Below are 26,292 nucleotides of genomic sequence, written 5' to 3'. Positions count from 1 at the left end.
CGCCGGTGATCGAACCCCGGGCCGCGTCGGCGGGTCAACCCGTTTTCGGGCCCGCAAGGCCTGGGCGGCGCGGGCGGGCAGACGGGTGATGCCGGGGCCTGCCCGCGCGGCTTCGCGGACGGCCCGGGGCCGGGCGGGCGATCATCGCTGCCTGGGAGGCTCCGGTGCAGCACAGCGAAACCCACCACCACCACGACCACCTCGCCGAGGAGGACCTGCAGGAGAAGGGTCTGCGGCCCGGCGCGGTCGGGCTGCTGTCGAGCGTGGTGCTCAGCGTCTCCTCGGTGGCCCCGGCGTACGCGCTGACCGCGACCCTCGGCCCGACCGTGGCGGAGGTCGGGCTGCAGATGCCGGCGGTGTTCCTGGCGGGGTTCCTGCCGATGTTCCTGGTGGCGTACGCCTACCGGGAGCTGAACCGGGTGATGCCGGACTGCGGGACCTCGTTCACCTGGACGGCGAAGGCGTTCGGGCCGCGGACGGGCTGGATGTGCGACTGGGGCCTGGTGGTCGCCACGATCATCGTGCTGTCCAACCTGGCGGGGGTGGCCGTCTCGTTCTTCTACCTGCTGCTGGGCCGGATCTTCGACGATCCCGACCTGGCGGCGATGAGCCACAACCGGGCCGTCAACGTGCTCACCTGCGTGGTATTCGTGGCGGCCGCGACCTGGGTGGCGTACCGGGGGGTGACGCTGACCAAGGAGGTGCAGTACGTCCTGGTGGGCGTGCAGCTGGTGGTGCTGGCGGTGTTCACGGTGACGGCGCTGTGGAAGGCGGCCGACGGGGGGTCGGTGCTGGCGGAGCCGTTCGACTGGCAGTGGCTGGACCCGTTCGCGGTGGAGTCCTTCGCGGCGTTCACGGCCGGGCTGTCGCTGTCGCTGTTCATCTACTGGGGGTGGGACACCTCGCTGACGGTGAACGAGGAGACCGTGGGCAGCGACAAGGTCCCGGGGCGGGCGGCGCTGCTGACCATGCTGGTCGTCCTGACCACGTACCTGCTGGTGGCGGTCGCCGCCCAGCGGTTCGCCGGGGTGGGCGCCACGGACTTCGGCCTGGGCAACCCGGAGACCACGGACAACGTGTTCGCGGCGCTGGCCGACCCGGTGCTGGGCGGGGCGGCGCTGCTGCTGTACGTCGCGGTGCTGGCCAGTTCGGCCTCCAGCCTGCAGACCACCTTCCTGCCGCCGGCCCGGACGATGCTGGCGATGGGCACCTACCGGGCGGTCCCGGCGCGGTTCGCCGCGGTGCACCCGCGGTTCCGCAGCCCGTCCTTCGCCACCGTGGTCGCCGGGGTGGGGACGGCGCTGTTCTACTCGCTGATGACGCTGATCAGCGAGCACGTGCTGGTGGACACCATCTACGCCCTCGGGCTGATGATCTGCTTCTACTACGGGCTGACCTCGTACGCCTGCGTCTGGTACTTCCGCAAGGAACTCACCCTCGGCGTCCGGGACTTCGTCTTCAAGGGGCTGCTGCCGACGGTCGGCGCGGTGCTGCTCACCGCGGTGTTCGTGAAGACGGCGGTGGACACCTGGGACCCGGACTACGGCTCCGGCACCTCGCTGTTCGGGGTCGGCGCGGTGTTCCTGATCGCGGTCGGGCTGCTGGTGCTGGGCGTGGTGCTGATGGTGGTCTGGGAGCGGCGCGCCCCGGCGTACTTCCGCGGCGGGACGCTGCGGCACGACACCCCGTCGCTGATCGCCGAGGACTGAGACCGACCGGCGATTGAAGGGCGGTCTGAACCCCGCGGGCCGGACGCCGCCCGGGGTCAGTCGGCGGCGACCGGCAGCGGCGGCAGCGCGGTGTCCGACAGCCAGGCGTCGAACAGCGGCTCCAGCGGCCGGGCGGTGTACCGGGCGGCGTGGGCGGTGAAGTCGGCGGCGGTGACCACGCCGTGCCGGTGCACGGCCGCCCACTCCTTCACCATCCGGAAGAACGGCTCCTCGCCCAGGACGCAGCGCAGCGCGTGCATCACCAGCCCGCCGCGCTGGTAGAGCCGGTCGTCGAACATCAGCTTCTTGCCGGGGTCGCCGAGCCGGAGGTCCTGCGGGAGCCCGGCGAGCAGGGTGTGCGCGGCCTTGGCGTGGGCGGTTGCCGTCCGGCCGCCGGCGTGCTCGGACCACAGCCACTCGGCGTACTTGGCGAAGCCCTCGTTGAGCCAGATGTGCCGCCAGTCGGCGATCGAGACGCTGTTGCCGAACCACTGGTGGGCCAGCTCGTGGGCGACCAGCCGCTCGGAGCCGCGGGTGCCGCCGAGGTGGTTGGTGCCGAAGGTGGCCATGCCCTGGGCCTCCACGGGCACGTCCAGCTCCTCGTCGGTGATCACCACCGCGTACTCGCCGAACGGGTACGGGCCGAACAGCGACTCGAAGTAGTGCATCATCCGGGTCTGCCGCCCGAAGTCGGCGGTGAACTCGGGCAGCAGCCGGGCCGGCAGGTAGGCGGTCTGCGGCACCGGCCGGAACGGGACCGGCGCCGGGTTGGACTCGACCAGCCGGACGGTCTCGTAGTGGCCGACGGAGACCGTCACCAGGTAGCTGGAGGTCGGCGCGGCCTGCTCGTACACCCAGGTGGTGCTGGAGGCCCGGGTGGTCCGGGTGAGCAGCCGCCCGTTGGCGATCACGGTGTACGGCGAGGGGGCGGTGATCGAGAGCAGGTAGGAGGCCTTGTCGGAGGGCCGGTCGTTGCACGGGTACCAGGAGGGCGCGCCGATCGGCTGGCTGGCGACCAGGGCGCCGTCGGTCAGCTCCTCCCAGCCCAGGCCGCCCCACTGGCTGCGGACCGGGCGGGGGTTGCCGGTGTACTGCACCTCGACGGTGAACGCGGCGCCGGCGGCCAGGGCCTTGGCCGGGCGGATCCGCAGCTTGCCGGCGCGCAGGGTGTAGTGCCCGGGGCGGCCGTCGACCAGGACCCGGCCGATCCGGAACTCGGCGAGGTCGAGGGCGAACTCGGGCAGCGGCGCGGAGCCGGCCACGCAGACCAGCCGCGCGGTGCCGCCGAGCCGGTTGGGGCCGGGCCGGTAGTCCAGGACGAGTTCGTACCGGTGCACCCGGTAGCGGTGGTCGCCGTGGGTCGGGAAGTAGCGGTCCGCCGCGGGGGGCGTCGCCTGCTTGGGACTCACCGGTCTTGTCGCTCCCTGCGCTCAGCGGTCCGCGGCCCGCGTTCCTCCCGGCCGGGCCGCCGCTAGGACTGCCAGGCCTCGATGGGGTTGCCCAGCCACCGGGTGTCGTCCGGGACGGACTCCGCGCGCATCACCAGCGACGCCGGGCCGAGGGTGGTGCGGGCACCGACGGTACTGCCGGGGAGGACGATCCCGCCCGGGCCGAGGGTGGCGCCCTCGCGGATGATCACAGTATCCATCCGCATGATCCGATCGTGGAAGAGGTGGGTCTGCACCACGCAGCCCCGGTTGACGCTCACCCCGTCGCCGAGGGTGACCAGGTCGGCCTCGGGCAGCCAGTACGTCTCGCACCAGACGCCGCGGCCGACCCCGGCGCCCAGCGAGCGCAGCCACAGGTTGAGCACCGGGGTGCCGGGCACCCAGCCGATCAGCCAGGGCACGGCGAGGGTCTCCACGAAGGTGTCGGCGAGTTCGTCGCGCCAGACGAAGCCGCTCCACAGCGGGTGCTCGGCCACCCTGAACCGGCCGACCAGCAGCCACTTGGCGGCGACCGCCACCAGGCAGGCGGCCAGGCCGCAGCCGAGCAGGACCGCGCCGGACAGGGCGGCGGCGAGCAGCGGGCCGTCGGCCGCGGCCAGCGCGCAGAGCGCGCCGAGGGCGAGCACCCCGAGCGCGGCGGAGGCGAGAGGCGGCAGCAGCCGGCCGGTCTCCACCAGGCCGCGGGCCAACAGCAGCCGGGCCGGCGGCTCGTAGGTGAGGCCCAGGTCGGCGCTGTCCGCGGAGCGGGGCAGCCGGACCGGGGGCATGCCCAGGTAGGAGCTGCCCTTCTTGGCCTTCTTCGGCGCGGCGGAGAGCACCCCGACCAGGCCGCGGTCGGGGACCGCCCGGCCGGCCCCGGTCATCCCGGAGTTGCCGAGGAAGGCCCGCTCGCCGATCTCGGCCTCGCCCAGGCGCAGCCAGCCGCCGCCCAGCTCGTACGGGGCGATCAGGGTGTCGTCGGCGAGGAAGGCGCCGTCCCGGACGGTGGTCAGGCTGGGCAGGGCGAGCACCGTGGAGACCTCCGCCCGGCTGCCGACCCGCATGCCGAGGGCGCGCAGCCAGACCGGGGTGATCAGGCCGGCGTAGAGCGGGAAGAGGGTCTGCCTGGCCTGGTCCATCAGCTGGCTGACCGTCCACGCCTGCCAGGCGGTCCGGCCGTGCAGCGGGTGGCAGCCGGGGCGCAGGCCGAGGCTGAGCAGCCGGACGGCGACCACCAGCTCGGCCGCGTACACCGCGCCGAACACCAGGGTGGCGGGGGCGGAGGCGAGCAGCGCGCCCCGCAGCGCCGGCCCGAGGCCGTCGCCGGGGTGGACGAACCGGCCGGCCACGGCCAGCGCGGCGAGGGCGGGCAGCACCGGCAGGACGCTCACCCCGAAGCCGCCGGCGCCGTACAGGGCCGCCCAGCGGGCGCGGCGGCGGGGGCGCTGCTTGGGCCAGTCCCGCTCGGCCCGGCCGAGCTTCACGGCGGGGGCGCCGCCCCAGCGCTGCCCGGTGGGCACCTGGCCGGTCACCCCGGAGCCGGGGGCGACCTGGGCGTGCTTGCCCACCCGGGCGCCGGGCAGCAGGATGCTGCGGGTGCCGACCAGGGCACCGGAGCCGACCCGGACCGGGCCGATCTCCAGCCGGTCGCCGTCCAGCCAGTGGCCGGCCAGGTCCACCTCGGCCTCGACCGCGCAGCCGCGGCCCAGTTTGAGCATCCCGGTCACCGGGGGCAGCGAGTGCAGGTCGACCTCCCGGCCGATCCTGGCGCCCAGCGCCCGCCCGTACCGGACCAGCCAGGCGCCGGAGAGCGAGGTGGCGCCGCTGAGCTCGGCGAGCCGTTCGGCGGTCCACAGCCGCAGGTGGACGGAGCCGCCGCGCGGGTGGCTGCCCGGTCGCAGGCCGCGCAGCAGCAGCCGGGCGCCGCCGGCCGAGAGGGCGATCCGGCCGGGCGGGCTGAACATCAGCAGGGCGCCGGCGCCGACCGCCCACCAGGAGGCGGTGGGGGCCCACGGGTAGTCGCCGAGCAGGGCGAGCAGGTTGCCGAGGGTGAACAGGGTGACCGTCCAGCGCAGGCCGACCACGGTGGCCAGGGGCAGCAGCAGGAGCAGCTGGACCAGCCGGGCGCCGGTGGGGACCGGCCGGACGGTACGGGCGGCGCCGTCGCCGCGGGCGGACCGTTCCAGGTGGCGGGCGAGCTTGCGCAGGGTGGGGTGCTGGTAGACGTCCAGGACGGCGGCCGCGGGGTAGCGGGCGCGCAGCAGGGTGGCGAGACGGGCGGCGGCCAGGCTGCCGCCGCCGATGGCGAAGAAGTCGTCCTGCGGGCCGCTCACCGGGATGCCGAGGATCTCGGTCCACTGCTCGGCCAGCCACGCCTCGGTGCCGTACAGGTCGGCGGCCGGGCCGGCGGTGGCGGCGCCGGGCAGCGGCCAGGGCAGGGCCGCCCGGTCGACCTTGCCGGACGTCCGGGTGGGCAGGGCGTCCACGGGGGCGAGCAGCGGCACCAGGGCCGCGGGCAGCTCCTTCTTGAGCCGGGCGACGGCCTCGGCCTGGTCGAAGCCGTCCCGGGTGACCAGGTAGCCGACCAGCAGCTGGTTGCCGCCCTTGGCGGTCCGCACGGCGGCGGCCGCGCCGGCCACCCCGGGCAGCGCCTGGAGGGCCGCGTCCACCTCGCCGAGTTCGATCCGGCGGCCGCCGAGCTTGACCTGCTCGTCGGCGCGGCCGAGGAACACCAGGCCCTCGGGGTCGGCGCGGACCAGGTCCCCGCTGCGGTAGGCGCGCGCCCAGCCGAGCGACTCCAGCGGGGCGTACTTCTCGGCGTCCTTGGCCGCGTCCAGGTAGCGGGCCAGGCCGACGCCGCCGATGACCAGCTGCCCGCTGCCTCCGAGCGGCACCGGCCGGTCGGCCTCGTCCACCACGGCGAGCTCCCAGCCGTCCAGCGGGAGACCGATCCTGACCGGGCCGTCGGCGGTGAGCTGGGCGGCGCAGGCGACCACGGTGGCCTCGGTCGGGCCGTACGTGTTCCACACCTCGCGGCCCTCGGTGACCAGGCGCTGCGCCAGCTCGGGCGGGCACGCCTCACCGCCGAAGATCAGCAGCCGGACCTCGTTCAGCGCCTCGGCGGGCCAGAGCGCGGCCAGCGTGGGGACGGTGGAGACCACGGTGATCTCCTGCTCGGCCAGCCACGGACCGAGCTCCGCGCCGCCGCGGACCCGTGCGCGCGGCACCGGCACCAGGCAGGCGCCGTGCCGCCACGCCAGCCACATCTCCTCGCAGGAGGCGTCGAAGCCGACCGAGAGCCCGGCCATCACCCGGTCCCCCGGGCCGACCGGGTCCTCCCGCAGGAACAGCGCCGCCTCGGCGTCGACGAAGGCGGCGGCACTGCGGTGGGTGACGGCCACGCCCTTGGGCCGGCCGGTGGAGCCGGAGGTGAAGATGATCCACGCGTCCTCGGCGGGGGTCGGGCGGACCGGCCGCCGGACGCTGCGCGCGGTCCGCACCGTCAGGGCCCGGCCCTCGCCCAGCACGGCGGCCACCGCGGCCTCGGTGAACACCAGGTCGGCCCGCTCCTCGGGGTCGTCGGCGTCCACCGGGACGTAGGCGGCGCCGGCGGCGAGCACCGCGAGCACGCACACGTACAGGTCGTTGGTGCCCGAGGGCACCCGGACGCCCACCCGGTCGCCGGGCTCGACCCCGGAGGCGGCCAGCCGGCGGCGGACGGACTCCACCTCGGCGGCCAGCGCGCGGTAGCTGAGGGTGGTCGTGCCGTCGTCCAGGGCGGGCTCGTGCGGATGGGCGCGGACGGTGGCGTCCAGGACGTCCAGCAGGGTGCGCGGGGCCGCGGCGGGGCCGGCCGCGTACCGGGCGGGCGGGACGCGCTCGGGGACGCCCGGGGGTGTGCCCGGTACGGGCGGTCGCTCCGGGGCCTCCGGTGCGCGGAGCCCGTCCTGTGGTGCGGAAGCCTGCGTCATGTCAGCGCTGCACCCCTCGTCCCTCTCCCCCGCCCGTCGGGCGGCCCCCGTCGCCGGGGCGCCACCGCTCCGGGCGGTAACCGAACGTCAGACGGTATGACACTAGGTCAGGTGGGATGCGGACGTCCGCGCTTCCGCCTGGCCGCGTTCCCCCGAACGGACCACGCACTCGGGCCGGCCGGGCCTCCATTCCGGCTCCCACCTGGAGCTTTCCGCGATCACCGACCGTCTTGGGTCGCATGCGGACGGTGAGGGCGATCCGCGCGGGCAGCGCCCTCCGCGGGGCCCGATCCTCCTCGACGGCGTCCGCCGGGCGGCCCCGGGGGCACTCCGGCCCAGCCTACTCGCGCCACCCGCCCGGACCACGGAACCGGTGGTCCGGGTCCTGCCGAGGCCCCTCCGGTACCACCGGCCGCCGGCGCGTCGCCGCACCGAACGCGACCGGGCCCGCCGTACCGGCGGCGAACTCTCCGCACGCAGCTCCCCCACGCCCCTGGCCTCCCGCCGGCGATCCGACTGACCGGGCGTCAACCGTCCCTCCGTGCCGGTACGGTCGGCTCCGGACGGATCGGTGTGGGCGAGGGGCTGGGGGCTGGGACGGTGGAGGCGCTGTTGCCGGGGGACCCGAGACGGGTGGGTGGGTACCGGCTGCTCCGGCGGTTGGGTGCGGGTGGGATGGGCGAGGTCTACCTGGGCCGCAACCCGGGCGGGCGGACGGTCGCGGTGAAGCTGGTGCGCGGAGAGTTCGCCGCCGACCCGGAGTTCCGCTCCCGGTTCCGCCAGGAGGTGGCCGCCGCCCGCCGGGTCGGCGGCCAGTGGACGGCGCCGGTGCTCGACGCGGACACCGACGGCGAGCAGCCGTGGGTCGCCACCGGCTACGTCGCGGGTCCGCCACTCGGCGCCGCCGTGCGCGAGCACGGCCCGCTGCCCGTCCCGGTGGTCCGCGCCCTGGGGCTCGGCCTCGCCGAGGCCCTGGAGCACGTGCACGGCCAGGGGCTGGTCCACCGGGACATCAAGCCGTCCAACGTCCTGCTGGCCATCGACGGTCCACGCCTGATCGACTTCGGCATCGCCCGCGCGCTGGACGCCGCCACCGTCCTCACCCAGGCCGGGTACGTGGTGGGCTCACCCGGGTTCATGTCCCCCGAGCAGGCGCAGGGGCAGCCGGCCGGGCCGCCCGGTGACGTGTTCTCCCTCGGCGCCGTGCTCGCGTACGCGGCGACCGGGGTGGCGCCGTTCGGCGAGGGCGTCAGCGCGGCGGTGCTGCTCTACCGCGTCCTGCACGAGCAGCCCGACCTGGGGCCGGTCGCTCCCGCGCTCCGGGCGGTCGTCGAGGACTGCCTCGCCAAGGATCCGGCGGACCGCCCGACCCCCGCCGAGCTGCGTGAGCGGCTGGCGGCCGGCGAGGGCGGAACGGTCCGCCTGGGGGTGCGGGGGTGGCTGCCCCCGGTGGTCGCCGAATCCGTGGCCCGGATCGCGGTAGAACTGCTGAGCCTCGACTCCGACGCCCCCGACCCGACGCCGGAGCCTTCGGACGAGCAGGCCGACCGCGCGCCGGCCGACGCCGTCCCCACCCCCACCCCCACCTCGCCGGCCGCGGGCGGCCGCCCGGAGGCCGTCGTACCGTCCCCGACCGCCTCGGGCTCGGCCCCCGGCACTCCCGGGCCGCTGGTGGAACTCACCCCGCCGGCCCCGGCCGCACCGGCCGCCGCGCGTCGGCGGGTCCGCTGGGCGGCGGGCGTGGCCGTGGCGGTGGCCGTCGCGGTGACGGCGGGTCTGGTGCTCTGGCTCGGCCGGGGCACCGACGGCGACGCCGAGCAGGGGGCGGCGCCCGTACCCCCCGTCTCGCCGCAGGCCACACCCTCCCCGACGCAGACCCCGACACCCACGCCCACCCCCTCCCCCACGCCGTCCATGGCCGGGGACCTGCCCGTCGGGTTCCTCGGGACCTGGGAGGGCCGGGTCCTCAAGGACGGCGACGCCCCGTCGCACGTGTGGATCTACCGGATCAAGCTGTCCGCGGGGAAGGTCGGGGACCTGGTGGGCCGGTCCAGCACCACCCTCGAGTCGGAGGGCCGCACCTGCCCGTCCGTCAACAAGCTGCTCTCGGCCGCCGCCGACACCCTCGTGGTGGCGGAGATGGGCAACGGCGGGAGCTGCTCCGAGCAGGGCATTCCCCAGGCGATGACGTTCAGGCTCACGCCCGAGGGCAGGCTCGCGGTCTCCCAGGAGGGCTGGGTGGACGCCGAACTCACGCACGAGTGAAGGGTTCCGGCCGACCGCCGGGTCACCCGCCGCCGGCTCACCCGGCGCTGGATGACCCGGCGCGACCGCGGCGTTCGGCGAGGCGCCGGTGGGTGGCGTCCGCCCGCCGGCGGGCGTCCTGTGCGGCGGCTTCCCACTCCGCCTCGAGGGCGGGGCTGGTATGAGGAGGGATGGGCGAGCACCGCCCGCACGGCCGGACCAGGTCGCGGCCGTCGGTGGTGGGGATCCAGCGGGCCAGCGCGCGGGCGATGCCGGCGTCGCCGTACCGGTCGGCGGTGTCCCAGAGCCGCTCGGCACAGGTCAGCAACTCCGCCTCCCAGCGCGGGGCACAGCGTGGGCAGCTCGGCAGGCTCGCCGCGTCGGCACGGACCAGGGCGGCGACGGCGGCCGCGAGGGGGTCCGGCAGCGGGCGGCCCGGGTCGAGGGTGGAGAGCAGCGGGAGGTGCGGCACCGGGTCGTAGGGTTCCGTCCAGGCGACGGCCAGCAGCCCCCGGGCGACGATCCGACGGTCCTCGCCGGGCCGGCCCGGTCCGGTCAGCTCCAGGCGGGAGAGCAGCATCTCCTCACCGGCCGCGCCGATCCGGTCGTCCACGGCCTCCACGACCCACCGGACCTCGTACGCCGGCCGGCCGTCGGCCTGGTGCGGGACCGCCAGCGGGTACTCCTGGAGCCGCGGGCCGACGGCGGCCGGCGGGACGTCCTGCGCGGGCTCGATCCGGCGTACCGAGAGGATCCGGCAGGGCAGCGAGGTCCGGAACCGCAGCAGCGCGCCGGGCTCCGGCCGGGATCCGTCGGCGACGCGCACCCCGACCAGGCTTCGGCCCTCCAGCACGCCCGCCGGCAGCACCGGGACGTGATGCAGGACCAGCTCGGCACCGTTCGCCGGATCCTCCCCCTCAGCTCCGCTCATCCCCGCCCCCCGCCGTTCGGATCCCCGCTGTCCCGCCCGAGCGTACGGCAGCCCGGCGGCCGCTGCGGGCGGCCGGTCCGACGCGCCGGAACACGCCGTGGTCATTGCCCGGTACGTCCGGTGATGCGCAGTAGAGTGCCAGTCGCCGAGCCCCGGACACCCGTTCGGATCGTTGGGTGGATGGTGGACGACCGGTCGCGCAGGGGGTCGCGCGCTCCCCCGTACGCGCCGGCGGCACAGGCGCCGGGTTCGACGGGTTCGACGGGTTTCGGCACTGGATTTCGGCCGAACGGGTGACCAGGCGTCAACGGGCTGTCAGGAGGGCCAGTGGTTGTGTCAACGTCGCGTCAGGAGCCGCGGGTCGGCGGCGATCCGGGCCTAGCGTCGGGAGTGCTCTTCCCGCCCGGGTCGACCCGGACCCGGCAGGACCCTCCCTCGTTCAGGAGCACCGGCCCATGGCACGCGACGACAGCACCTCCGCGGACTCCCCCTGCCATACCCTCTGGTACGTCCCGGTCCGCCGGACCGGCACGGCCGCCGTCCTCCGCTTCTTCCGCCGCGGCGACGGCCGCCGCTGCGCCGTCGGCTTCGGCTCGGCCGAGGTCCTCACCGCCCTGCTCGGCCCCGCCCAGGCCTCGGTGACGCTCACCGAACCCGCGCTGCGCGGGCTGGCCGAACCCCTCGGCGTCCGCCTGCTGGTGTTCGACCCGGCGCTGGTCGCCCCGCAGGCCGCACCGGCCGTCCCCGCCGCGCCCCCGGGCAGCCGCGGCGCCGTGCCGCGGTCCCGCCCCGCGCCGCCGGTCCGACCCGTCGCCGTGCTGCGACGCCCGTGCTGACCCCGCCCGCCCTCGCCGGCGGGTGCGTCCCGGCCATCCGGACCGTCACCGTTCCCCGTCCGGCCGCGGCTCCGGCACCGTCCGCCCCTGCCCCCACCGCCGAGCGGGACTTCCACGCCCTGATGCGGATCCGGTGCGGACCGGGACCGCTCGACTTCCACCGGCTCGCCGCCCGGTTCCCGGCCGTCCGCAGCGGCCTGGCGCTGGCCGGCGAGGTGGACCTGGAGCTCCGGCTCGCCTGTACCGGACCCGATGAACTCCGTCTGATCACTGCCGAGTTGCTCCGTACCGGAGCCGCCCGGGTGCAGGTCGAACTCGTCCTGCGCTCGCTGACCCGTGCCGCCGACACCGATCCCGCCGCCACCGTCTGGAGCTGCAGGCCATGACCACGCAGATCAGCACGTCCACCGCAGACCTCGCCCCCGCCGCCCGCCCGGGCACCGCCGCACCGACCGCACCGACCGCGCCGATCGCCCCGCCCGCGCCGGTCACCCCCGCGCGACCGGCCGTCCCGTCCGTGCCGGTCATCCCGGACGCCCCCGCCGTCCCGCCGTCCCGGGACGGCGGGGGCCCGGTGGGTCGCCCGTGGCCGGCCTCGGCCCGGGTGGACCGGCACGGCGAGCTGCTGGTCGGCGGGGTCGGCCTGGCGGAGGCCGCGGACCGGTTCGGCACGCCGCTGTACGTGCTGGACGAGGACGAGGTACGCGCGCGGGCCCGGACGTACCGGGCGGCGCTGCCCGGCGCCGAGGTGCTGTACGCGGCCAAGGCGTTCCTCTCCAGTGCGATGGCGGACTGGGTCGGCGAGGAGGGCCTGGGCATGGACGTCTGCTCCGCCGGCGAGCTGCGGCTGGCCGTGGAGGCCGGCTTCCCGCCCGAACGGCTGCTGCTGCACGGCAACGCCAAGAGCACCGAGGAACTGCGGCTGGCTCTGCGGCTGCGGGTGGGCCGGATCGTGGTCGACAGCTTCTCCGAGATCCCCCGGCTGGCGGCTCTCTCCATCGCCCGCAGCCCGCAGCCCGTGCTGGTCCGGGTGGTGCCGGAGGTGCGGGCCGGGCACCACGAGTCGGTCCGGACCGGAGTGGCCGGGCAGAAGTTCGGCTTCCGGCTCGCCGGCGGCGACGCGGAGGAGGCGGTGGACGCCGTGCTGGCGCAGCCGGGCCTGCGGCTGGCGGGCCTGCACTGCCACCTCGGCTCGCAGATCACCGAGGTGGAGCCGTACCTGGCCGCGGTGGAGCGGCTGGTCGGCCTGATGGCCCGGGTCCGGGACCGGCACGGCGTGGAGCTGTCCGAACTGGACCTCGGCGGCGGCCACGGCGTCTGCTACCTCCCCGGCGGTCCGGAGCTGGACCTGGCTGAGTTCGCCTCCCGGGTGCCGGCCGCGCTGGCCGCCGCCTGCGCGCGGCACGGACTGCCGGTGCCGCGGCTGCTGGTGGAGCCGGGCCGGGCGATCGCCGCCCCGGCGGGGATCGCGGTCTACCGGGTGCTGTCGGTCAAGCGCTCCTCGGACGGCCGGGTGTACGCGGCGGTGGACGGCGGGATGAGCGACAACCCGCGCCCGGCGCTGTATGGCGCCCGGTACGCGGTCCGGCTGGTCGGGCGGGTGTCCGAGTCCGCGGCGCGGGCGGTCGACGTGGTCGGGCGGCACTGTGAGGCGGGCGACGTGCTGGTGCGCGGGGCCCGGCTGCCCGCGGACCTGCGGGCGGGCGACCTGCTCGCGGTGCCGACGGCCGGGGCGTACCAGCTGTCGATGGCCTCCGGGTACAACCTGGTGGGGCGTCCGGCGGTGGCGGCGGTCCGGGACGGACGGGCCCGGCTGCTGATCCGGCGGGAGACGGTGGAGGACTTCCGGGCCCGCGAGGTCGGCCGCTGAGCCACCAAACGCCCGGGGTGCGGGTCCGACGGCCGGTCAGCGGCCGCGCGGGGCGTACATGATCACGCCGACGCCGGCGAGGCAGATCAGCGCGCCGATCACGTCCGCCCGGTCGGGCCGGTAGCCGTCCACCGCCATGCCCCAGGCGAGCGATCCGGCGACGAACACCCCGCCGTACGCGGCCAGGATCCGCCCGAACTCGGCGTCGCTCTGCAGGGTGGCCACGAAGCCGTACAGCCCGAGGGCGACCACCCCGGCGCCGATCCAGGCCCACCCGCGGTGCTCGCGCACCCCCTGCCAGACCAGCCAGGCGCCCCCGATCTCGAACAGGGCCGCGACGGCGAACAGGGCGGCGGAGCGGAGCACGGTCACGGCAGGGCAGCCTATCCGGCGGCCGGGGGGCCGGGTAGGTTGGCCCGTCGTGCCCGATGTCGAGCCGACGTCGATCCGGGCTCCGAAGGGCGGTGGCAGGTGGGTTCGCAGCCGGCGGTGGACTGCGCGCGGTACGAGCGGGGCGAGCGGCTGCCCGGCACGGTGGACCTCGCCGGGCCGGCGGTGCCGGAGGCCGGGCGACCGGACCGCTTCGTGTGGGTCGGGCTCGACCGGGCCACCCCGGACGGCCTCGCCGAGGCCGCGGCGGCCTGCGGGGCCGACCCGCGGGCCGTGGACCACGCCCTGCGGGTCCACCTCCGCCCCGGCCTCGAACGCTTCGGTGAGACCGTGGTCCTGGTCCTCAAGACGGTCTCGTACGTGCCGCACAAGCGGGTGACGGCGACCGGCGAGATCGTGGAGACCGGGCAGGTGACGGTGTTCACCGGCCCCGGGTTCGCCCTGGTGGCGCAGCAGGGCGGGGCCGGCTGCCCGCCGGCCGCGGTACGGCGGGAGCTGGAGGCGGCGCCGGACCGGCTCGCCCTCGGCCCGGCGGCCGTGCTGCACGCGGTGGCCCACGCCGTGGTGGCCGGTCACCTGGCGGTCGCCGACGCCTTCGACCGGGACGTGGAGGAGCTGGAGAGCGCCGTGTTCTCCCCCGAGCGGACCGACGACGCCCAGCGGTTCTACCAGCTGAAACGCGAACTGCTGGAGTTCCGGCGGGCCGTGCTGCCGCTGGGCTCCCCGCTGCGCCGACTGACCGACGGCACCCTGCCGGACCTGCCCGCCGAGCTGGCGCCGTACCTGCGGGAGGTCCTGCACCGGCACGCGCTGGCCGTCGAGCGGCTGGCCGCCTTCGACGAGCTGGTCACCGGGATCCTGGCGGCGAGCGTCAGCCGGCTGACCGTCCAGCAGAACGCCGACATGCGCCGGATGAGCGTCGGCGCCGCGGCGCTCGCGGTGCCCACCATCGTGTTCTGCCTGTACGGGATGAACTTCGACGTGATGCCGGAGCTGCGCCTGGCCTTCGGCTATCCGGCGGCGCTGCTGCTGTCGGTGGGGATCGGAGCCCTCGTGGTCCGGGCGTTCCGCCGCAACGACTGGCTCTGAGGGCACCCGAGGGGTCTCCGCCCGCGGTTTTGAACACGTTCATATCTACTGTTAGGCTCGTCCCGACCGATGGGGGAGCCATGAGAATCGTCATCCCGGGCGGCACCGGACACCTCGGCGTCATCCTGAACCGTGCCCTGACCGACGCCGGCCACGAGGTCACCGTCCTCACCCGCCGGCCGACCCGGCCCGGTGAACTCCGGTGGGACGGCCGGACCCTCGGCGACTGGGCCGAGGCCGTGGACGGCAGCGACGTGATGATCAACCTGGCCGGCCGGACCGTCGACTGCCGCTACACCCCGGCCAACCTGCGCGAGATGATGGACTCCCGTGTGGAGTCCACCCGGGTGGTCGGCGAGGCAATCGCCGCCGCGGCCCGGCCGCCCCGGCTCTGGCTGCAGATGAGCACCGCCACCGTGTACGCCCACCGCTTCGACGCCCCCAACGACGAGGCCACCGGCCGGATCGGCGGCACCGAACCGGGCGTCCCCGCATACTGGTCCACCAGCGTGGAGATCGCCAAGGCCTGGGAGCGCACCCAGCGGCAGGCCGCCACCCCCGGCACCCGCAAGGTCGCCCTGCGCACCTCGATGGTGATGAGCCCCGAACGCGGCGGCGCCTTCGAGATGCTGCTGCGGCTGGCCCGCCTCGGCCTCGGCGGACCGGTCGCCGGCGGTGGGCAGTACGTCTCCTGGATCCACGACACCGACCTGGTCAGGGCGGTGGAGTTCCTGATCGCCCGCGAGGACGTCGCCGGGCCGGTGAACCTCGCCGCGCCCCACCCGGTCACCTACCGGGAGTTCATGCGCGGGGTCCGGACCGCCTGGGGCATCCCGATCGGGCTGCCCGCCACCCGGTGGATGGCGGAGATCGGCGCCTTCGCGCTGCGGTCGGACACCGAACTGCTGCTCAAGAGCCGCCGGGTCACCCCGGGCCGCCTGCTCGCCGAGGGCTTCGCCTTCACCCACCCGAGCTGGCCGGAGGCCGCGGCCGACCTGGTCCGCACCATCCGCGCCGACCGTACGGGCCACGCCGGCCGCTGAGGCTGCTACCGGCGGTCGGTCCCGGTTCGGCGGTCGTCGAGGCGGAGATCCAGGACGGGCCAGTGGGCCGCCCACCGGCTCCACCGGTCCGCGTCCAGCGGCTGCCGGGCGGACAGCGAGCCGTCCGGGAGGAAGTGCACCCGCGTCCCGGTGGCACCGTCCGCCTCCACCGGGTCGAGGCCGGTCACCGGGATCCCGTGCTCGTAGCGCTGGGTCCAGGCGCCGTTGCGGCGGCGGTTGGTGTGGATCAGCCACGCGCTGAGCGCCGCGACGACGGACACGCCCCGGCGGGGGTGCCCGTCCGGCAGCGCATCCGCCCCCGGGTGATCGAAGAACCGCAGGTCCTTGGAGGCCATGACCGGCTTCCTGACCGCCCGGCCGTGCTCGTCGAGGCGCGTGTCGGTGCCCCGGCCGTCATCCTCCACCGCCACCGAGCCGTCGGCGTACAGGGTGACGACGCACCGTCCCCCGCCCTGGCTCGCCGCCTCGTCCGCCGCGTACGCCACCACCTCCAGGAGGAGGTGCTCCGGCCCGCCGGGGGCGAACTCGGCCGGCGCCCGGCGGATCGCGGCGAGGTGCTCCGCGTCCACGGCCGTGGCCCAGTCGTGGGTGGTGTTGACCCAGGCAGCCCTCGTTCCGTCCATGCACGAAGTATCCCGCAGGGCCGGGCCGGCCAACAGCCTTACGGTGGGCGCACGGTGACGGATGGATCCTCCGGTGGCCTCACCCCTCCCCGGGCGTGCGGAATTCCTCGGCGGCCTCCTGGTAGGCGACGGTGGCCCGGGCGAAGTAGTCGAACAGCACGTCGAGTTGCTCTGGGGAGTAGCCGCCCATGATCTCGCCGATCCGGCGGCGGGCGGGGGCCATCACCTCGTCGAGCCCGGCGGGCCGGCCGACCGGCTCGACGACGACCTTGCGCCGGTCACCGGGCACGGGGGCGCGCCGCACGTACCCGGCCTGCTCCAGCCGGTCGATCAGGCGGGTGGTCGGGCCGGTGGTCAGCCCGGTGCGGGTGGCGAGCTCGCCGGGGGTCATCGCACCCGCGAGTTCGAGGATGTTGAGCGCGTACAGGTCGGTCGCGCCGAGCTCGCAGGCCTTCGCCCCGGCATGGCCGTGCAGCATCACCGCACTCAGGTACCGCCGGTAGACCCGGCTCGCGTCGGGGCGCATCCCTGGCGTTGACACGAACTCCTCCACTCCCTAACCTCTTCCTCAACAAAGAGAAATCTTCGACGCAGCAGCTTCTTCAAAGAAGTTATCATGGGAGGGGACCGGCCGCGGCGGCTGTCGGCGGGTACGTCTGGCTCGACGCCACCTCGGACGTGCGCACCCTCGGCGAAACCGACTGTGCCCGGACCTCCACCACCTACCTGGGCACCCACTACAGGGCCGGCGGGACACCACCGAGGCGCACCGAGCCCTGTTCCACGACTTCCTCAAGGACACCGCGCTCGCCGACTCCTACCTCGGCGTCAGGTTCCACGGCCCCGACACCGCCGTGGTCACCGGTCGCGGCGACAGCTACACCGGCACGCCCAGGAATCCGGCCGAGCTGACCAAGACCCAGTCCTCCACGCTGGTCCGCCAGGAGGACCGGCAGTGGCGCATCGCCGCGTTCCACAACACCCGGCGTCAGAACGTGATGGAGCGCATCTCCTTCCTGTACGACCCCGCGACCCGGCCCGAGACGGAGAAGTGACCATGAACACCACCGCCCGCACCCACCCCACCGGGGACGACGCCGACCTCGCCGCCATCCGCGCCCTGCTGCGGCGCTCCCAGGAGGCCTGGAACGCCGGCGACGGCACCGCCTACGGCGAGCAGTTCACCGAGGACGCCACCGACGTCACCTACGTCGGCACCGTGTACCGCGGCGGCCCCGAGATCGGACGCGCCCACCAGGCCCTGTTCGACGGTTTCCTCCAGGGCACCCGGCTCGACCTGGAGATCACGGACCTCCGCCGCCACGGGTCCGACACCGCCGTGGTGGTCACCCGCGGCGGCGTCGGCAAGGGCCGCCGGCCCGGAAAGCTCGACAAGGTCGCCACCTACCTGGTCGTCCGCCGCCCGGGCGGCGACTGGCGGATCGCCGCCGTCCAGAAGACCCGGCGGCGCGGCCTGATGGAGTCCGTCTCCTTCCGCCTCCAGCCCGCCACCCGGCCCGCCGCACGGTGACCCACCCGCCGGCGGAGACCGTGCGGCGGAGCGCGACGGCGCTGCGCCGTCACATCCGCGGACGCCTCTTCGAGAACGGCGGGCTGCTCCCCCACCCCCACGCCACCCTCGCCGGCCCCACCTACGAGCAGTGGCTCACGGCCACCTCCTGACGCCCGCCCTGCGGGGGCGCGGGAACCTGCGGCCTCCCGCAGCGCGCGGCTCCCCACGCCCCCGGGGGCGCGCGGCCGGTCAGGCCTTCCGGACCCGCAGGAGTGCTGCGTCGAGCGGGAGTTCGGTGTGCGAGGTGAGCCGGAGGCCGGCCGTCGCGAGGAGGTCGGCGTAGTGGGCGGAGGTGCGTTCGCGGCCGCCGACGTTGCAGAGCATGTGGACGTCCCAGGGCACCGCCAGCGAGTCCTGCCCGTCCTGGGGCAACAGCCGCTCCACGACGAGCAGTTCGGCGTGCTCGGGCATCGCCGCGGCGATCCGCCGCAGGATCGCCAGGCACTGCTCGTCGTCCCAGTCGTGCAGGACCCGCGACAGCAGGTATAGGTCGCCTCCGGCCGGGACGGCACGGGTGAAGTCGCCGGCCTCCAGCCGGCAGCGGTCCGCGCAGCCCGCCTTGGCCATGGTCGCCCGTGCGGCCTCCACCGCGTGCGGCCGCTCCAGCAGGACGCCCTCCAGGTGCGGGGCGGCACGCAGGATCCGGCTCAGCAGTTCGCCGTTGCCGCCGGCCACGTCCACCACCGTCCGGACGGCGGAGAGGTCGACCAGGCCGGGGATCGGGCCGAACATCGCGGAGCTCGCGGCCATCGACCGGTCGAACAGGTCGGCCAGTTCCGGGCGTTCGGCGAAGTACTCGAAGTGGTGGGCCCCGAAGAGGTGGTCGAAGCCCTCCCGTCCGGTGCGGACGGAGTGCCCGAGCTCCCCGAAGGACCGGTAGAACGGGCCGCCGTACATCAGGGCCAGCGGGTGCAGTGAGGATTCTGCATCCGTACGCAGCAGCTCACCGATCGGGGTCAGCAGGTAGCCGTCGGCCGGGTCGGCGGTGGTGACCACGCCGAGGGTGGCGAGGTAGCGGAGCAGGCGGCCGAGGCTCTCCCGGTGGGTACCGGTGAGGTCGGCGAGACGGGCGAGGTCGGGCCGGGGCTCGGCGGCGAGGTGGTCGGCGAGGCGGAGGTCGGCGGCGACGGCCAGGGCCTGGGTGGCCCAGGCTCCGGTCATCAGGTGGAGCAGCCGCTCGGCCGGTCCCCGGTGCCCGTCCGCGCCGTCGTGACCGCCGCGGCCGGCGGACTGGGCCGGGGTGCCCTCCCCCAGGTGCCGGCCGAGGACGCCCGGGTGCGCGCCCCGGGCGTTCAGCTCCAGCCGGGTGTACGGGGTTCCGGTGTCCTCCGGGCAGCGGAAGTAGAGGACCGTGGAGCCCTCGTGGGCGTTGTGGCCGCCGCCGTCGGCGGTCATCCGGCCGCGGGTGAGCAGGGTCTCGCGCAGGCCGGCGAGGACCACGGCGTCCGGGCGGGTGACCTCCAGGGCCAGGTGGGCCTCGTGCTGCCGGGCCCGCTCGGCGGCGACGACGGCGTCCTGCCCGGCGCCGGCGGGTACGGCGAGAGCGAAGATCTCGACCTCGCAGGGGCGCCCGTCGGCGGCGGTGACCGGGGCACGGAGGATGCCGACGTCCAGGGTGTCGGCGGGCCGGCCGTACCGGCGGGCGAGGCGGTCGCGAACCACCACGCTGGGGGTGACCGGGCCGACGTCGAGCCCGCCGGCCCGCAGCTCCTCGCGGAGGCCCGCGACGGACTCGGGGAAGACCAGGACGGCGGCGTGGGTGAAGGCGCTGTGGGCGGCCAGGCCGGCCCGCTCGGCGGGGTCGAGACCGGGCAGCAGCGCGGCGAGCACCCCGGCGGTGTCGTGGGTGCGGATGAAGGCGACGGCGTCCTCGATGCGGTCGAGGTCGCACCGGTCGGTGGGCGCCGCCGTGGGCGCGTGGACGGTGGACATGGTGAACCCCCGTTAGGGCATGGGTGTGCGGTACGAGGCTGTGCGGTGCAAGGCTGTGCGGTGCGAGGCGACGGCGGGCCGGGCGGCTCCTCGGCCGGAACCCGGGAGGGGAACCCGAGCCGGTGACCCGGGGCATGACGTGGCGTCAGATACCCACGTAGTTCTCGGCGAAGTGGTCCTGGTGCCGCCGGGAGGTCCGCAGGCTCTCCAGCCGGGCGCGCTGCAACCCGCGCAGGAACACCGCCTCGTCGTGGTCCCCGGCGGGCCCGTGCAGCAGGTTGATCATCCAGTGCGAGAACTCCTGGGCGCGCCAGATCCGCGGCAGGCAGTCGGCGGAGTACGCGGCGAGCGGCTTCTCGTCGCCGCCTCGCACCGCGGCGGTCAGCGCGCGGGCGAGGATCTCGGCCTCCATCACCGCCAGGTTGGCGCCCTTGGCGGCGGAGGGGCTGATCAGGCTGGCGGCGTCGCCGACCAGGAACAGCCGGCCGTACTGGATCGGGTCCTGGACGTCGGAGGCCATGTCGACGACCCGGCGCTCCAGCACGGCGCCCTCGTGCAGCGGCCCGTACCGGTCGGCCCGCATCCGCAGGTGCAGTTCGGACCAGATCCGCTCGTCCGTCCAGTCCTGCGGGTCGGTGCCGCGGGGCACCTGGAGGTAGTAGCGGGTGACGTCGGGGGTGCGGGCCATGTGCCCGGCGAACCCGGCCTCGTGGACGGCGTACGCGACCGCGGCCATGCTCTGCGGCGCGGCGGCCAGCAGGGCGAGCCAGGAGACCCGGTGGTCGCGGTGGTGGCGCCGGGCGGCGGTGGCGGGCACGGCCGTCCGGGCGAGGCCGTGCCGGCCGTCGCAGCCGGCGACGAAGGCGCCGCTCAGGACGCGGGTGAGGCCGTCCGCGGTGCGGGTGAGCAGTTCCGGGCGGTGGCCGTCGACTCCGGTGAGGGCCACCGCCTCGGTGTCGAAGCGGATGTCGCCGCCGCGGGCGAGGAACTCGGCGACCAGGTCGCGGACCAGGTCCTGCTGCGGGTACACGGTGTGCACCTCGCCGTTGCCGCGCTCGCCGTAGACGAGCTCGAACTCGCCGTCCTCGGTGCGGAAGGCGCAGGTGTCGTGCTGCCGGCCGGCGGCGAGCAGGCCGCCGGCCAGGCCGCCCGCGGTGAGCACGCGGACCGTGTGGGCGCCGAGGAAGCCGGCCCGGGCGCGCCGTTCGACGTGGGCCCGGCTCTGCCGCTCGACGATCAGGCAGTCGATGCCCTCGGCCAGCAGCAGGTTGCCCAGCACCAGGCCGGCCGGGCCGGCTCCGGTGATCAGGACCGTCGCGCCGTCCTCCGGCAACTGCTCCACGCTGTACTCCCCCGGTCGCCGGCGGCCGTGAGGGGACCGCCCGGTCCTGATGATGCACCTGATCTTCTATCAGGTGCGGTCCCCGGACCGGTAGCCGGCGGATGACCGGTCGGTGGACGGCCCGGGGCGCCCGCGGGTGCGGGCGGGCGGCTCAGCGCCGCCGCCCGAGGGCGTGGCCGAGGACGGTGGTCAGGACGTCGAGAGCCGCCGGAAACCGGTGGTCGGAGGGTGCGGCGTAGCCGACCAGCAGCCCGCCGGGACGGCCGGCCGGGTCGTGGTGCAGCTCGGTGAGACCGCGCAGGGCGAGGCCCCGGCGGGCGCAGTCGGCGAGCAGCGACTGCTCCGAAGGGCCGCCCTCCGGGAGGGTGACGAGGGTGTGCAGGCCGGCCGGGACGCCGTGCACCGTCAGCCCGGGGAGGTCGGCGAGGCGCTGCGCGAGCAGCGCGCGGCGGCGGCGGTAGCGCAGCCGGGCGCCGCGGACGTGGCGGTCGTGGGCGTGGGTGGCGAGCAGGTCGGCGAGCACCAGCTGGCCGAGGGTCTCGGAGTACAGGTCGGCCCGCTGCTTGGCCCGCACCACGGGCCCGACCAGGTCCGGGGGCAGGACCAGCCACGCCAGCCGGAGGGCGGGCCCGAGGGTCTTGGAGGCCGTGCCGCAGTAGACCGTGCGGCCGGGTGCCGTGCCCTGGAGCGCGCCGACCGGCCGGCGGTCGTAGCGGTACTCCCCGTCGTAGTCGTCCTCCACGATCACGCCGCCGCCGGCCCGGGCCCAGGCGGTGAGCGCCTGGCGCCGCGCGGGGTGCAGCGGTACGCCGGTCGGGTACTGGTGCGCCGGGGTGAGGAAGACGGCCCCGGCGGCGGCCGGCAGGTCCTCGACCCGGGCGCCGTGGGCGTCCACGCGCAGCGGGGTGACGGCGATCCCGGCCCGGTGGAGCTTCTCGCGGAACATCCCGTGGCCGGGGTCCTCCACGGCCGCGGTCCGGACGCCGAGCTCGCCCGCCAGGACCTCCGTGAGCAGGGCCAGGCCCTGGTGGTAGCCGGAGGTGACGACGATCCGGCCGGGGTCGGCGATCACGCCGCGGGTCCGCCCGAGGTGGTCGGCGAGGGCGGTCCGCAGTTCGATCCGGCCCTGCGGGTCGCCGGCGCCGAACACCTCCGGGCGGGCGGCGGCGAGCACCCGCCGGGTGGCGGCCAGCCAGGCCCGGGCGGGGAAGGCGCTGGTGTCGGGGAGCCCGGGTCGCAGGTCGTGGCGGGGCGCGGCGGGAGGGGCCTCGCGCGGTCGCTCCGGACGGGCCGCCACGGGCAGGTCGGCGACCACCGTGGCGGCGCCCGTCCGGGTGAGCAGGTAGCCCTCCTCGGCGAGCTGGCCGTAGGCGGCGGTGACGGTGCCGCGGGCGAGCCCGAGTTCGCGGGCCAGCCCGCGGGTGGAGGGCATCCGGGTACCGGGCGGCAGCCGGCCGTCGCGGACCGCCGCGCGGAGGGCGGACTCCAGGCCGGCCCGGCGGCCGCCGCCCCCGTCGTCGGGCCCCGGCTGGAGGTCGAGGTGCAGGTCGACGCCGGAACCGGTCCAAGAATTCGGCATGGAACCGGATCTTACGGCTGGTCCGGTCGGCGCCTAGGTTCGGTCCGGCGGGCCCGCTTCGTACCGCGACCATGCCGACGACGACCAGGAGACAGGAGGGGACGAGGCACGTGATCGTGATCGCCCATCTCAGTGACGTCCACCTCGACGACGGGGAGCGCAGCCTGCGGCGCACCCGCGCCGTCATGGAGTACCTCGACGGCCTCCCCCACGACCTGGACGCCGTCCTGGTCACCGGGGACATCGCCGACCACGCGCTGCCCGCGGAGTACCGGCGGGCCCGCGCGGCACTCGCCTCCCGGCACCCGGTGCTGGTCTGCCCGGGCAACCACGACCGGCGGGCCGCGTTCCGGGAGCACCTGCTGGGGGAGCCCGCGTCCGAGGGGCCGGTGAACCGGGTGCACCGCGCGGACGGCCTGGTGATCGCGCTCTGCGACTCCTCCGTGCCGGGCCGGGACGAGGGCCTCCTCGCCGACGAGACCCTGGAGTGGCTGGACGGCGTCCTGGCCGGCACGCCGGCGGGGGTGCCGGTGCTGGTCGGCTTCCACCACCCGCCGGTTCCGCTGCACGTCCCGTACGTGGACGGGATCCGGCAGTTCGGCGAGGAGCGGCTGGCCGCCCTCGCGGACCGCCACCCCCGACTGACCGCCTTCCTGTGCGGCCACGCCCACACGGCCGCCGCCACCACCTTCGCGGGCCGCCCGCTGCTGGTCGCCCCCGGCGTGGTCTCGAGCGTACGACTGCCGTGGGAACCGCCGGGGCCGTCGCACCCGGAGGTCCACCTGGACCATCCACCGGCCCTCGCCTTCCACGTCCTGGACGGAACCGGGCGGATCACCACGCACATCCGCCACGTCCCGGGGTAGGGCTTGTCCGACAAGGGCCGCGAGGGACTGCGCGAGGTGGAAGGGTGCGGGTTTTCCCTCCCTGTCGCGCAGTCCCCCGCGCCCCCGATCGGGTGGCCGACGGCCCGGGGAGGCATCGCGCGCGTCACCGCCTGGCCCGACTGCGGCCATCGGGCTGCTCCGGGGTCGGGCGCGGAGAATCGGCGGTGCGGGGGACGGCTGTGACGGAATGAGGTCGGCGGGCATGGTGAACGGTGGTCGGGGCCGGTCGGCCGGGATGGTGTGGGCGTTCGTGGTGCACGGGGTGCCGGTGGGGCCGCCGGTGGCGGAGGCGGTGCTGGAGGTGGACGGTTCGGTGCACGCCATGCTGGCGGAGGACGCGCAGGACAGCGGGTTCACCCTGGCCGCGGGCGATCCGCCGGAGACCACCGCCGTGGTGCGGGTGCGCGGGCGGGCGTTCACCCGGTTGGTGCTGGTGGGCGACCGGCAGGTGTGGGAGCCGACCGAGCCCGTCCCTGTCTCGCCCGCCTGGCTGGCCGCCGCGGAGGGCCGGGGCCGGGTGGTGGTGACCGTGGTCCCCCCGGGCACCTGGCCGAGGGTGCTGCCGGACCTGCCGCCCGAGGAGCGCGAGGAGGCGTTCACCACCGGGCTGGCCGAGGTCCGGGCGGCGGGGCTGGCCCTGCACGGGACGGCCCGCGTCGTCGACGAGTGAGGCCGCGTACCGCCCTCCGGCTCAGCGGGCCGCCACGGCGGCCCGTCCGGCGGTCCAGTACGGGGTGGTGGTGCAGTCGCGGCGGTGCAGGCCGTGCCGGCCGGTCAGGGCGGAGCGCCAGGTCTGCAGGGCGCGGCTCTCGCCGATCAGGACGGCGGACACCGGGCCCTCGACCGGGGTGAGGTCCTGGAGCCAGTCGTGGACGGCGGCGCCGGGGCGGGCCTCGGCGGTGAGGGGTTCGAGGCCGGGGAGCAGGGCGCGGACGGCGTCGCGGTCCTCGGGCCGGGTCTCGACGGCGCCGAGGACGCGGGTGGCGGGGGTCGCGGTGGCGGCGAGGGCGCGCAGGGCGCCGATCGCGGTGGCGTCGCCGAGCAGCAGCCAGGTCGGGGCGGTGGCTCGGATGGCGCGGCGCTCGGGGCGTCCGAAGACCACCGCGGGGTCGCCGGCGGCGGCCCGTCCGGCCCAGTCGGCGCCGGGCCCGCCGGTCGGGTGGAGGTGGACGATCAGCTCGGCCCGGCCGGCCGCCGGGTCGTGGGTCTCGACGGTGTAGTCGCGGACCGCCCGTCCGTCGACCAGCAGCTTGAGGCAGTCGCCGGGGTTCAGCCGACGGCCCGCCAGGGGGCCGCCCTCCAGGCCGATCCGGCGCAGTCCGGGCGACAGCCGCTCGGACCGGGTCACCGTGACGCGGCGGCCCGGCCACCGCTGGGCCAGCGCGGCGGCGGGGCGCGGGAGGTCAGCCACGGCGCCTCCCGGCGGCGGAGGACGGGACGGCCCGGGCAGGACGACAGGGCGGCGCAAGTGCCGCGCCGCGGTGGTTCGTTGGCATGCGCCCAGCCTTCCGGTCCGGGCGTCGCGGCACAAGTTCCGTTTGGTCAAGGGGTCCTTGCGTCGGACGCAGGTGTCGGGCCGCCCCGGCGGAGCAGCAGGGCGGTGGCGGCCAGGGCGAGCAGCACGCCGCCGGCGGCGGCGCGGGCGGCGGTGGCCGGGCCCCAGGTCTGCCAGGCCAGGCCGAACAGCACCGAGGAGGCCAGGTAGGCGAGGGCCTGGCCGCTCTGGACCAGGGCCAGTCCGGTGGTGCGCAGCCGCTCGGGCAGGACGGGGGTGGCGAGGGCCATCAGCAGGCCGTCGGTGGCGGCGTAAAACAGGCCGTGCAGGGCGAGGACGGCGACGATCAGGGGCCGGCCGTGCAGCGGACCGTCGACCAGCAGGTACGCGGCGGCGAGCGCGCCGTAGCCGGCCAGCAGCACCGGGAGGCGGCCGATCCGGTCGGCGAGGGCGCCGAGCGGTCCGGCGAGCAGCAGGTAGGCCAGGGCGGTGCCGACGGCGAGCAGCGGGAACCAGCCGACGGCGAGCTGTTCGCGGCGTTGCAGCAGGAGGTACAGGAAGCCGTCGCCGATGGTGGCCAGGCCGAGCAGGACGGCGGCGGCGAGCAGACGGCGCACCCGGGTGTCGCGCAGCAGGCGGGCGGCGTCGCGCGCGGAGACGGTGTCGGCGGCCGGGCGGCGGTCGCGGTGGTCGCGGACGAACAGGGCGAGGATCACCAGGCCGAGGCAGGCGATGCAGAAGCTGGCGAGGAAGACGGCGTCGAAGGCCTGCTGGGCGACGGTGAGGACGGCCAGTGCGACCAGGGGGCCGGTGAAGGCGCCGACCGCGTCCATCGCGCGATGGACGCCGAAGGCGCGGCCGAGGGCGTGCGGCGGGGCGGAGAGGGTGATCAGGGCGTCGCGGGGTGCGGTGCGCAGGCCCTTGCCGGCCCGGTCGGCGGTGATCGCCAGGCCGATCGCGGTGGCCGAGCCGCCGGCCGCGAGCAGGCCCAGCCGGGCGGCGGCGGACAGGCCGTACCCGGCGGCGGCGACGGCCTTGCGACGGCGGATCCGGTCGGCGGTGAAGCCGCCGGCCAGGCGCAGCAGCACGGTGGCGCCGGTGTGCAGGCCGTCGAGGAGTCCGTAGGCGGCCGGGGAGAGGTGCAGGCCGGCGACCAGGTAGAGGGGCAGGACGGCGCTGACCATCTCGGCCGAGACGTCGGTGGTCAGGCTGACGGCGCCGAGGGCGAGCACGTTGCCGCCGACGGCTCTCCAGCGGTGGGCGGTGCCGCTCTGGGCGGTGGCCGGACGGGTCCGGCGGATGGTGGTGAGGTACACGGGGCGGGTCCTTC

The 26,292-nt window shown here is 76.0% G+C and carries 23 protein-coding genes; 12 read left to right on the top strand and 11 right to left on the bottom strand.

Annotated elements, in window-relative coordinates:
* The first annotated feature begins 164 nt into the window (after positions 1 to 164).
* A complete protein-coding gene (locus tag ABWK59_RS29955; RefSeq protein WP_354643772.1) occupies positions 165 to 1,709 on the top strand; it encodes an APC family permease in 1,545 nt (514 codons plus the stop codon).
* Between the two features lie 56 nt (positions 1,710 to 1,765).
* Here ABWK59_RS29955 and ABWK59_RS29950 read toward each other — a convergent pair whose 3' ends face one another.
* Together ABWK59_RS29950 and ABWK59_RS29945 are read right to left on the bottom strand one after the other, a co-directional pair.
* Positions 1,766 to 3,118, bottom strand: coding sequence for a M1 family metallopeptidase (locus tag ABWK59_RS29950; RefSeq protein ID WP_354643771.1), 1,353 nt, complete (start codon positions 3,116 to 3,118; stop codon positions 1,766 to 1,768).
* A 62-nt stretch (positions 3,119 to 3,180) separates the two neighbouring features.
* Positions 3,181 to 7,107: a Pls/PosA family non-ribosomal peptide synthetase gene (locus tag ABWK59_RS29945; protein ID WP_354643770.1), complete on the bottom strand. Its 3,927-nt coding sequence runs from the start codon at positions 7,105 to 7,107 to the stop codon at positions 3,181 to 3,183.
* Positions 7,108 to 7,782: 675 nt separating this feature from the next.
* Here ABWK59_RS29945 and ABWK59_RS29940 point away from each other — a divergent pair.
* Entirely contained in the window at positions 7,783 to 9,372 is a 1,590-nt protein-coding gene (locus ABWK59_RS29940; protein WP_354643769.1) for a protein kinase domain-containing protein, read from the top strand.
* A 37-nt stretch (positions 9,373 to 9,409) separates the two neighbouring features.
* On the opposite strand, the gene ABWK59_RS29935 is transcribed toward ABWK59_RS29940, so the two are convergent.
* The gene (locus tag ABWK59_RS29935; protein ID WP_354643768.1) at positions 9,410 to 10,282 is read right to left on the bottom strand and encodes a hypothetical protein; all 873 of its coding nucleotides are present in this window, start codon (positions 10,280 to 10,282) and stop codon (positions 9,410 to 9,412) included.
* Between the two features lie 455 nt (positions 10,283 to 10,737).
* On the opposite strand from ABWK59_RS29935, the gene ABWK59_RS29930 reads away from it, so the two are divergent.
* The 3 genes from ABWK59_RS29930 to lysA are packed head-to-tail and all read left to right on the top strand — an operon-like array spanning position 10,738 to position 12,988.
* Complete coding sequence (locus ABWK59_RS29930; RefSeq protein WP_354643767.1) at positions 10,738 to 11,118, top strand: SAV_915 family protein; 381 nt, start codon at positions 10,738 to 10,740, stop codon at positions 11,116 to 11,118.
* Positions 11,112 to 11,504, top strand: coding sequence for a hypothetical protein (locus tag ABWK59_RS29925; protein WP_354643766.1), 393 nt, complete (start codon positions 11,112 to 11,114; stop codon positions 11,502 to 11,504). Before ABWK59_RS29930 ends, ABWK59_RS29925 begins: the two co-directional genes overlap by 7 nt.
* Positions 11,501 to 12,988, top strand: coding sequence for a diaminopimelate decarboxylase (lysA, locus tag ABWK59_RS29920; protein ID WP_354643765.1), 1,488 nt, complete (start codon positions 11,501 to 11,503; stop codon positions 12,986 to 12,988). Before ABWK59_RS29925 ends, lysA begins: the two co-directional genes overlap by 4 nt.
* Before the next feature lie 36 nt (positions 12,989 to 13,024).
* Here lysA and ABWK59_RS29915 read toward each other — a convergent pair whose 3' ends face one another.
* Positions 13,025 to 13,360, bottom strand: coding sequence for a YnfA family protein (locus ABWK59_RS29915; protein WP_354643764.1), 336 nt, complete (start codon positions 13,358 to 13,360; stop codon positions 13,025 to 13,027).
* A 99-nt stretch (positions 13,361 to 13,459) separates the two neighbouring features.
* On the opposite strand from ABWK59_RS29915, the gene ABWK59_RS29910 reads away from it, so the two are divergent.
* Entirely contained in the window at positions 13,460 to 14,467 is a 1,008-nt protein-coding gene (locus tag ABWK59_RS29910; RefSeq protein ID WP_354643763.1) for a magnesium and cobalt transport protein CorA, read from the top strand.
* An 80-nt stretch (positions 14,468 to 14,547) separates the two neighbouring features.
* Positions 14,548 to 15,510 (top strand): TIGR01777 family oxidoreductase, encoded by a 963-nt coding sequence (locus ABWK59_RS29905; protein ID WP_354643762.1) that lies wholly within the window; start codon positions 14,548 to 14,550, stop codon positions 15,508 to 15,510.
* A gap of 5 nt (positions 15,511 to 15,515) precedes the next feature.
* Here ABWK59_RS29905 and ABWK59_RS29900 read toward each other — a convergent pair whose 3' ends face one another.
* Together ABWK59_RS29900 and ABWK59_RS29895 are read right to left on the bottom strand one after the other, a co-directional pair.
* Positions 15,516 to 16,154 carry an ATP-binding protein gene (locus ABWK59_RS29900; RefSeq protein WP_354643761.1) on the bottom strand — a complete coding sequence of 213 codons (639 nt, stop codon included), beginning with the start codon at positions 16,152 to 16,154 and terminating at the stop codon, positions 15,516 to 15,518.
* A gap of 79 nt (positions 16,155 to 16,233) precedes the next feature.
* Complete coding sequence (locus ABWK59_RS29895) at positions 16,234 to 16,695, bottom strand: MarR family winged helix-turn-helix transcriptional regulator (RefSeq protein WP_354643760.1); 462 nt, start codon at positions 16,693 to 16,695, stop codon at positions 16,234 to 16,236.
* A 40-nt stretch (positions 16,696 to 16,735) separates the two neighbouring features.
* On the opposite strand from ABWK59_RS29895, the gene ABWK59_RS29890 reads away from it, so the two are divergent.
* Genes ABWK59_RS29890 through ABWK59_RS29880 form a run of 3 tightly spaced genes read left to right on the top strand, consistent with a single transcriptional unit; the run spans position 16,736 to position 17,837 of the window.
* Positions 16,736 to 17,209 (top strand): SgcJ/EcaC family oxidoreductase, encoded by a 474-nt coding sequence (locus ABWK59_RS29890; protein ID WP_354645154.1) that lies wholly within the window; start codon positions 16,736 to 16,738, stop codon positions 17,207 to 17,209.
* Positions 17,210 to 17,211: 2 nt separating this feature from the next.
* Positions 17,212 to 17,685 carry an SgcJ/EcaC family oxidoreductase gene (locus ABWK59_RS29885; protein WP_354643759.1) on the top strand — a complete coding sequence of 158 codons (474 nt, stop codon included), beginning with the start codon at positions 17,212 to 17,214 and terminating at the stop codon, positions 17,683 to 17,685.
* 20 nt (positions 17,686 to 17,705) lie between these two features.
* Complete coding sequence (locus ABWK59_RS29880; RefSeq protein ID WP_354643758.1) at positions 17,706 to 17,837, top strand: hypothetical protein; 132 nt, start codon at positions 17,706 to 17,708, stop codon at positions 17,835 to 17,837.
* Positions 17,838 to 17,916: 79 nt separating this feature from the next.
* On the opposite strand, the gene ABWK59_RS29875 is transcribed toward ABWK59_RS29880, so the two are convergent.
* The 3 genes from ABWK59_RS29875 to ABWK59_RS29865 form a co-directional block, all read right to left on the bottom strand.
* A complete protein-coding gene (locus ABWK59_RS29875) occupies positions 17,917 to 19,659 on the bottom strand; it encodes a methyltransferase (RefSeq protein ID WP_354643757.1) in 1,743 nt (580 codons plus the stop codon).
* Positions 19,660 to 19,804: 145 nt separating this feature from the next.
* Positions 19,805 to 21,001, bottom strand: coding sequence for a 4-hydroxybenzoate 3-monooxygenase (locus tag ABWK59_RS29870; protein ID WP_354643756.1), 1,197 nt, complete (start codon positions 20,999 to 21,001; stop codon positions 19,805 to 19,807).
* A gap of 151 nt (positions 21,002 to 21,152) precedes the next feature.
* Entirely contained in the window at positions 21,153 to 22,580 is a 1,428-nt protein-coding gene (locus ABWK59_RS29865) for a PLP-dependent aminotransferase family protein (RefSeq protein ID WP_354643755.1), read from the bottom strand.
* A 110-nt stretch (positions 22,581 to 22,690) separates the two neighbouring features.
* Between ABWK59_RS29865 and ABWK59_RS29860 the strand changes: the two genes are divergently transcribed.
* Both ABWK59_RS29860 and ABWK59_RS29855 read left to right on the top strand, forming a co-directional pair.
* Positions 22,691 to 23,446 carry a metallophosphoesterase gene (locus ABWK59_RS29860; protein ID WP_354643754.1) on the top strand — a complete coding sequence of 252 codons (756 nt, stop codon included), beginning with the start codon at positions 22,691 to 22,693 and terminating at the stop codon, positions 23,444 to 23,446.
* 223 nt (positions 23,447 to 23,669) lie between these two features.
* Positions 23,670 to 24,137 (top strand): hypothetical protein, encoded by a 468-nt coding sequence (locus tag ABWK59_RS29855; protein WP_354643753.1) that lies wholly within the window; start codon positions 23,670 to 23,672, stop codon positions 24,135 to 24,137.
* A 21-nt stretch (positions 24,138 to 24,158) separates the two neighbouring features.
* On the opposite strand, the gene ABWK59_RS29850 is transcribed toward ABWK59_RS29855, so the two are convergent.
* Together ABWK59_RS29850 and ABWK59_RS29845 are read right to left on the bottom strand one after the other, a co-directional pair.
* Positions 24,159 to 24,878 (bottom strand): siderophore-interacting protein, encoded by a 720-nt coding sequence (locus ABWK59_RS29850; RefSeq protein ID WP_354643752.1) that lies wholly within the window; start codon positions 24,876 to 24,878, stop codon positions 24,159 to 24,161.
* Positions 24,879 to 25,009: 131 nt separating this feature from the next.
* A complete protein-coding gene (locus tag ABWK59_RS29845; RefSeq protein ID WP_354643751.1) occupies positions 25,010 to 26,278 on the bottom strand; it encodes an MFS transporter in 1,269 nt (422 codons plus the stop codon).
* Positions 26,279 to 26,292: the final 14 nt, after the last annotated feature.

It is taken from the genome of Kitasatospora sp. HUAS MG31 (assembly GCF_040571325.1).
GTDB classification, from domain to species: Bacteria; Actinomycetota; Actinomycetes; order Streptomycetales; family Streptomycetaceae; genus Kitasatospora; species Kitasatospora camelliae.
The sequence above is the reverse complement of the archived record's forward strand: the minus strand, read 5'-3'. Positions and strand labels throughout refer to the sequence as shown.

Excerpts from the sequence above, each read along its gene's own strand:
- lysA (WP_354643765.1), top strand. The coding sequence starts at position 11,501 with ATGACCACGCAGATCAGCACGTCCACCGCAGACCTCGCCCCCGCCGCC.
- ABWK59_RS29905 (WP_354643762.1), top strand. The coding sequence starts at position 14,548 with ATGAGAATCGTCATCCCGGGCGGCACCGGACACCTCGGCGTCATCCTG.
- ABWK59_RS29935 (WP_354643768.1), bottom strand. The coding sequence starts at position 10,282 with ATGAGCGGAGCTGAGGGGGAGGATCCGGCGAACGGTGCCGAGCTGGTC.
- ABWK59_RS29940 (WP_354643769.1), top strand. The coding sequence starts at position 7,783 with ATGGGCGAGGTCTACCTGGGCCGCAACCCGGGCGGGCGGACGGTCGCG.
- ABWK59_RS29945 (WP_354643770.1), bottom strand. The coding sequence starts at position 7,107 with ATGACGCAGGCTTCCGCACCACAGGACGGGCTCCGCGCACCGGAGGCC.
- ABWK59_RS29900 (WP_354643761.1), bottom strand. The coding sequence starts at position 16,154 with ATGGACGGAACGAGGGCTGCCTGGGTCAACACCACCCACGACTGGGCC.
- ABWK59_RS29855 (WP_354643753.1), top strand. The coding sequence starts at position 23,670 with ATGGTGAACGGTGGTCGGGGCCGGTCGGCCGGGATGGTGTGGGCGTTC.
- ABWK59_RS29865 (WP_354643755.1), bottom strand. The coding sequence starts at position 22,580 with ATGCCGAATTCTTGGACCGGTTCCGGCGTCGACCTGCACCTCGACCTC.
- ABWK59_RS29885 (WP_354643759.1), top strand. The coding sequence starts at position 17,212 with ATGAACACCACCGCCCGCACCCACCCCACCGGGGACGACGCCGACCTC.
- ABWK59_RS29875 (WP_354643757.1), bottom strand. The coding sequence starts at position 19,659 with ATGTCCACCGTCCACGCGCCCACGGCGGCGCCCACCGACCGGTGCGAC.
- ABWK59_RS29930 (WP_354643767.1), top strand. The coding sequence starts at position 10,738 with ATGGCACGCGACGACAGCACCTCCGCGGACTCCCCCTGCCATACCCTC.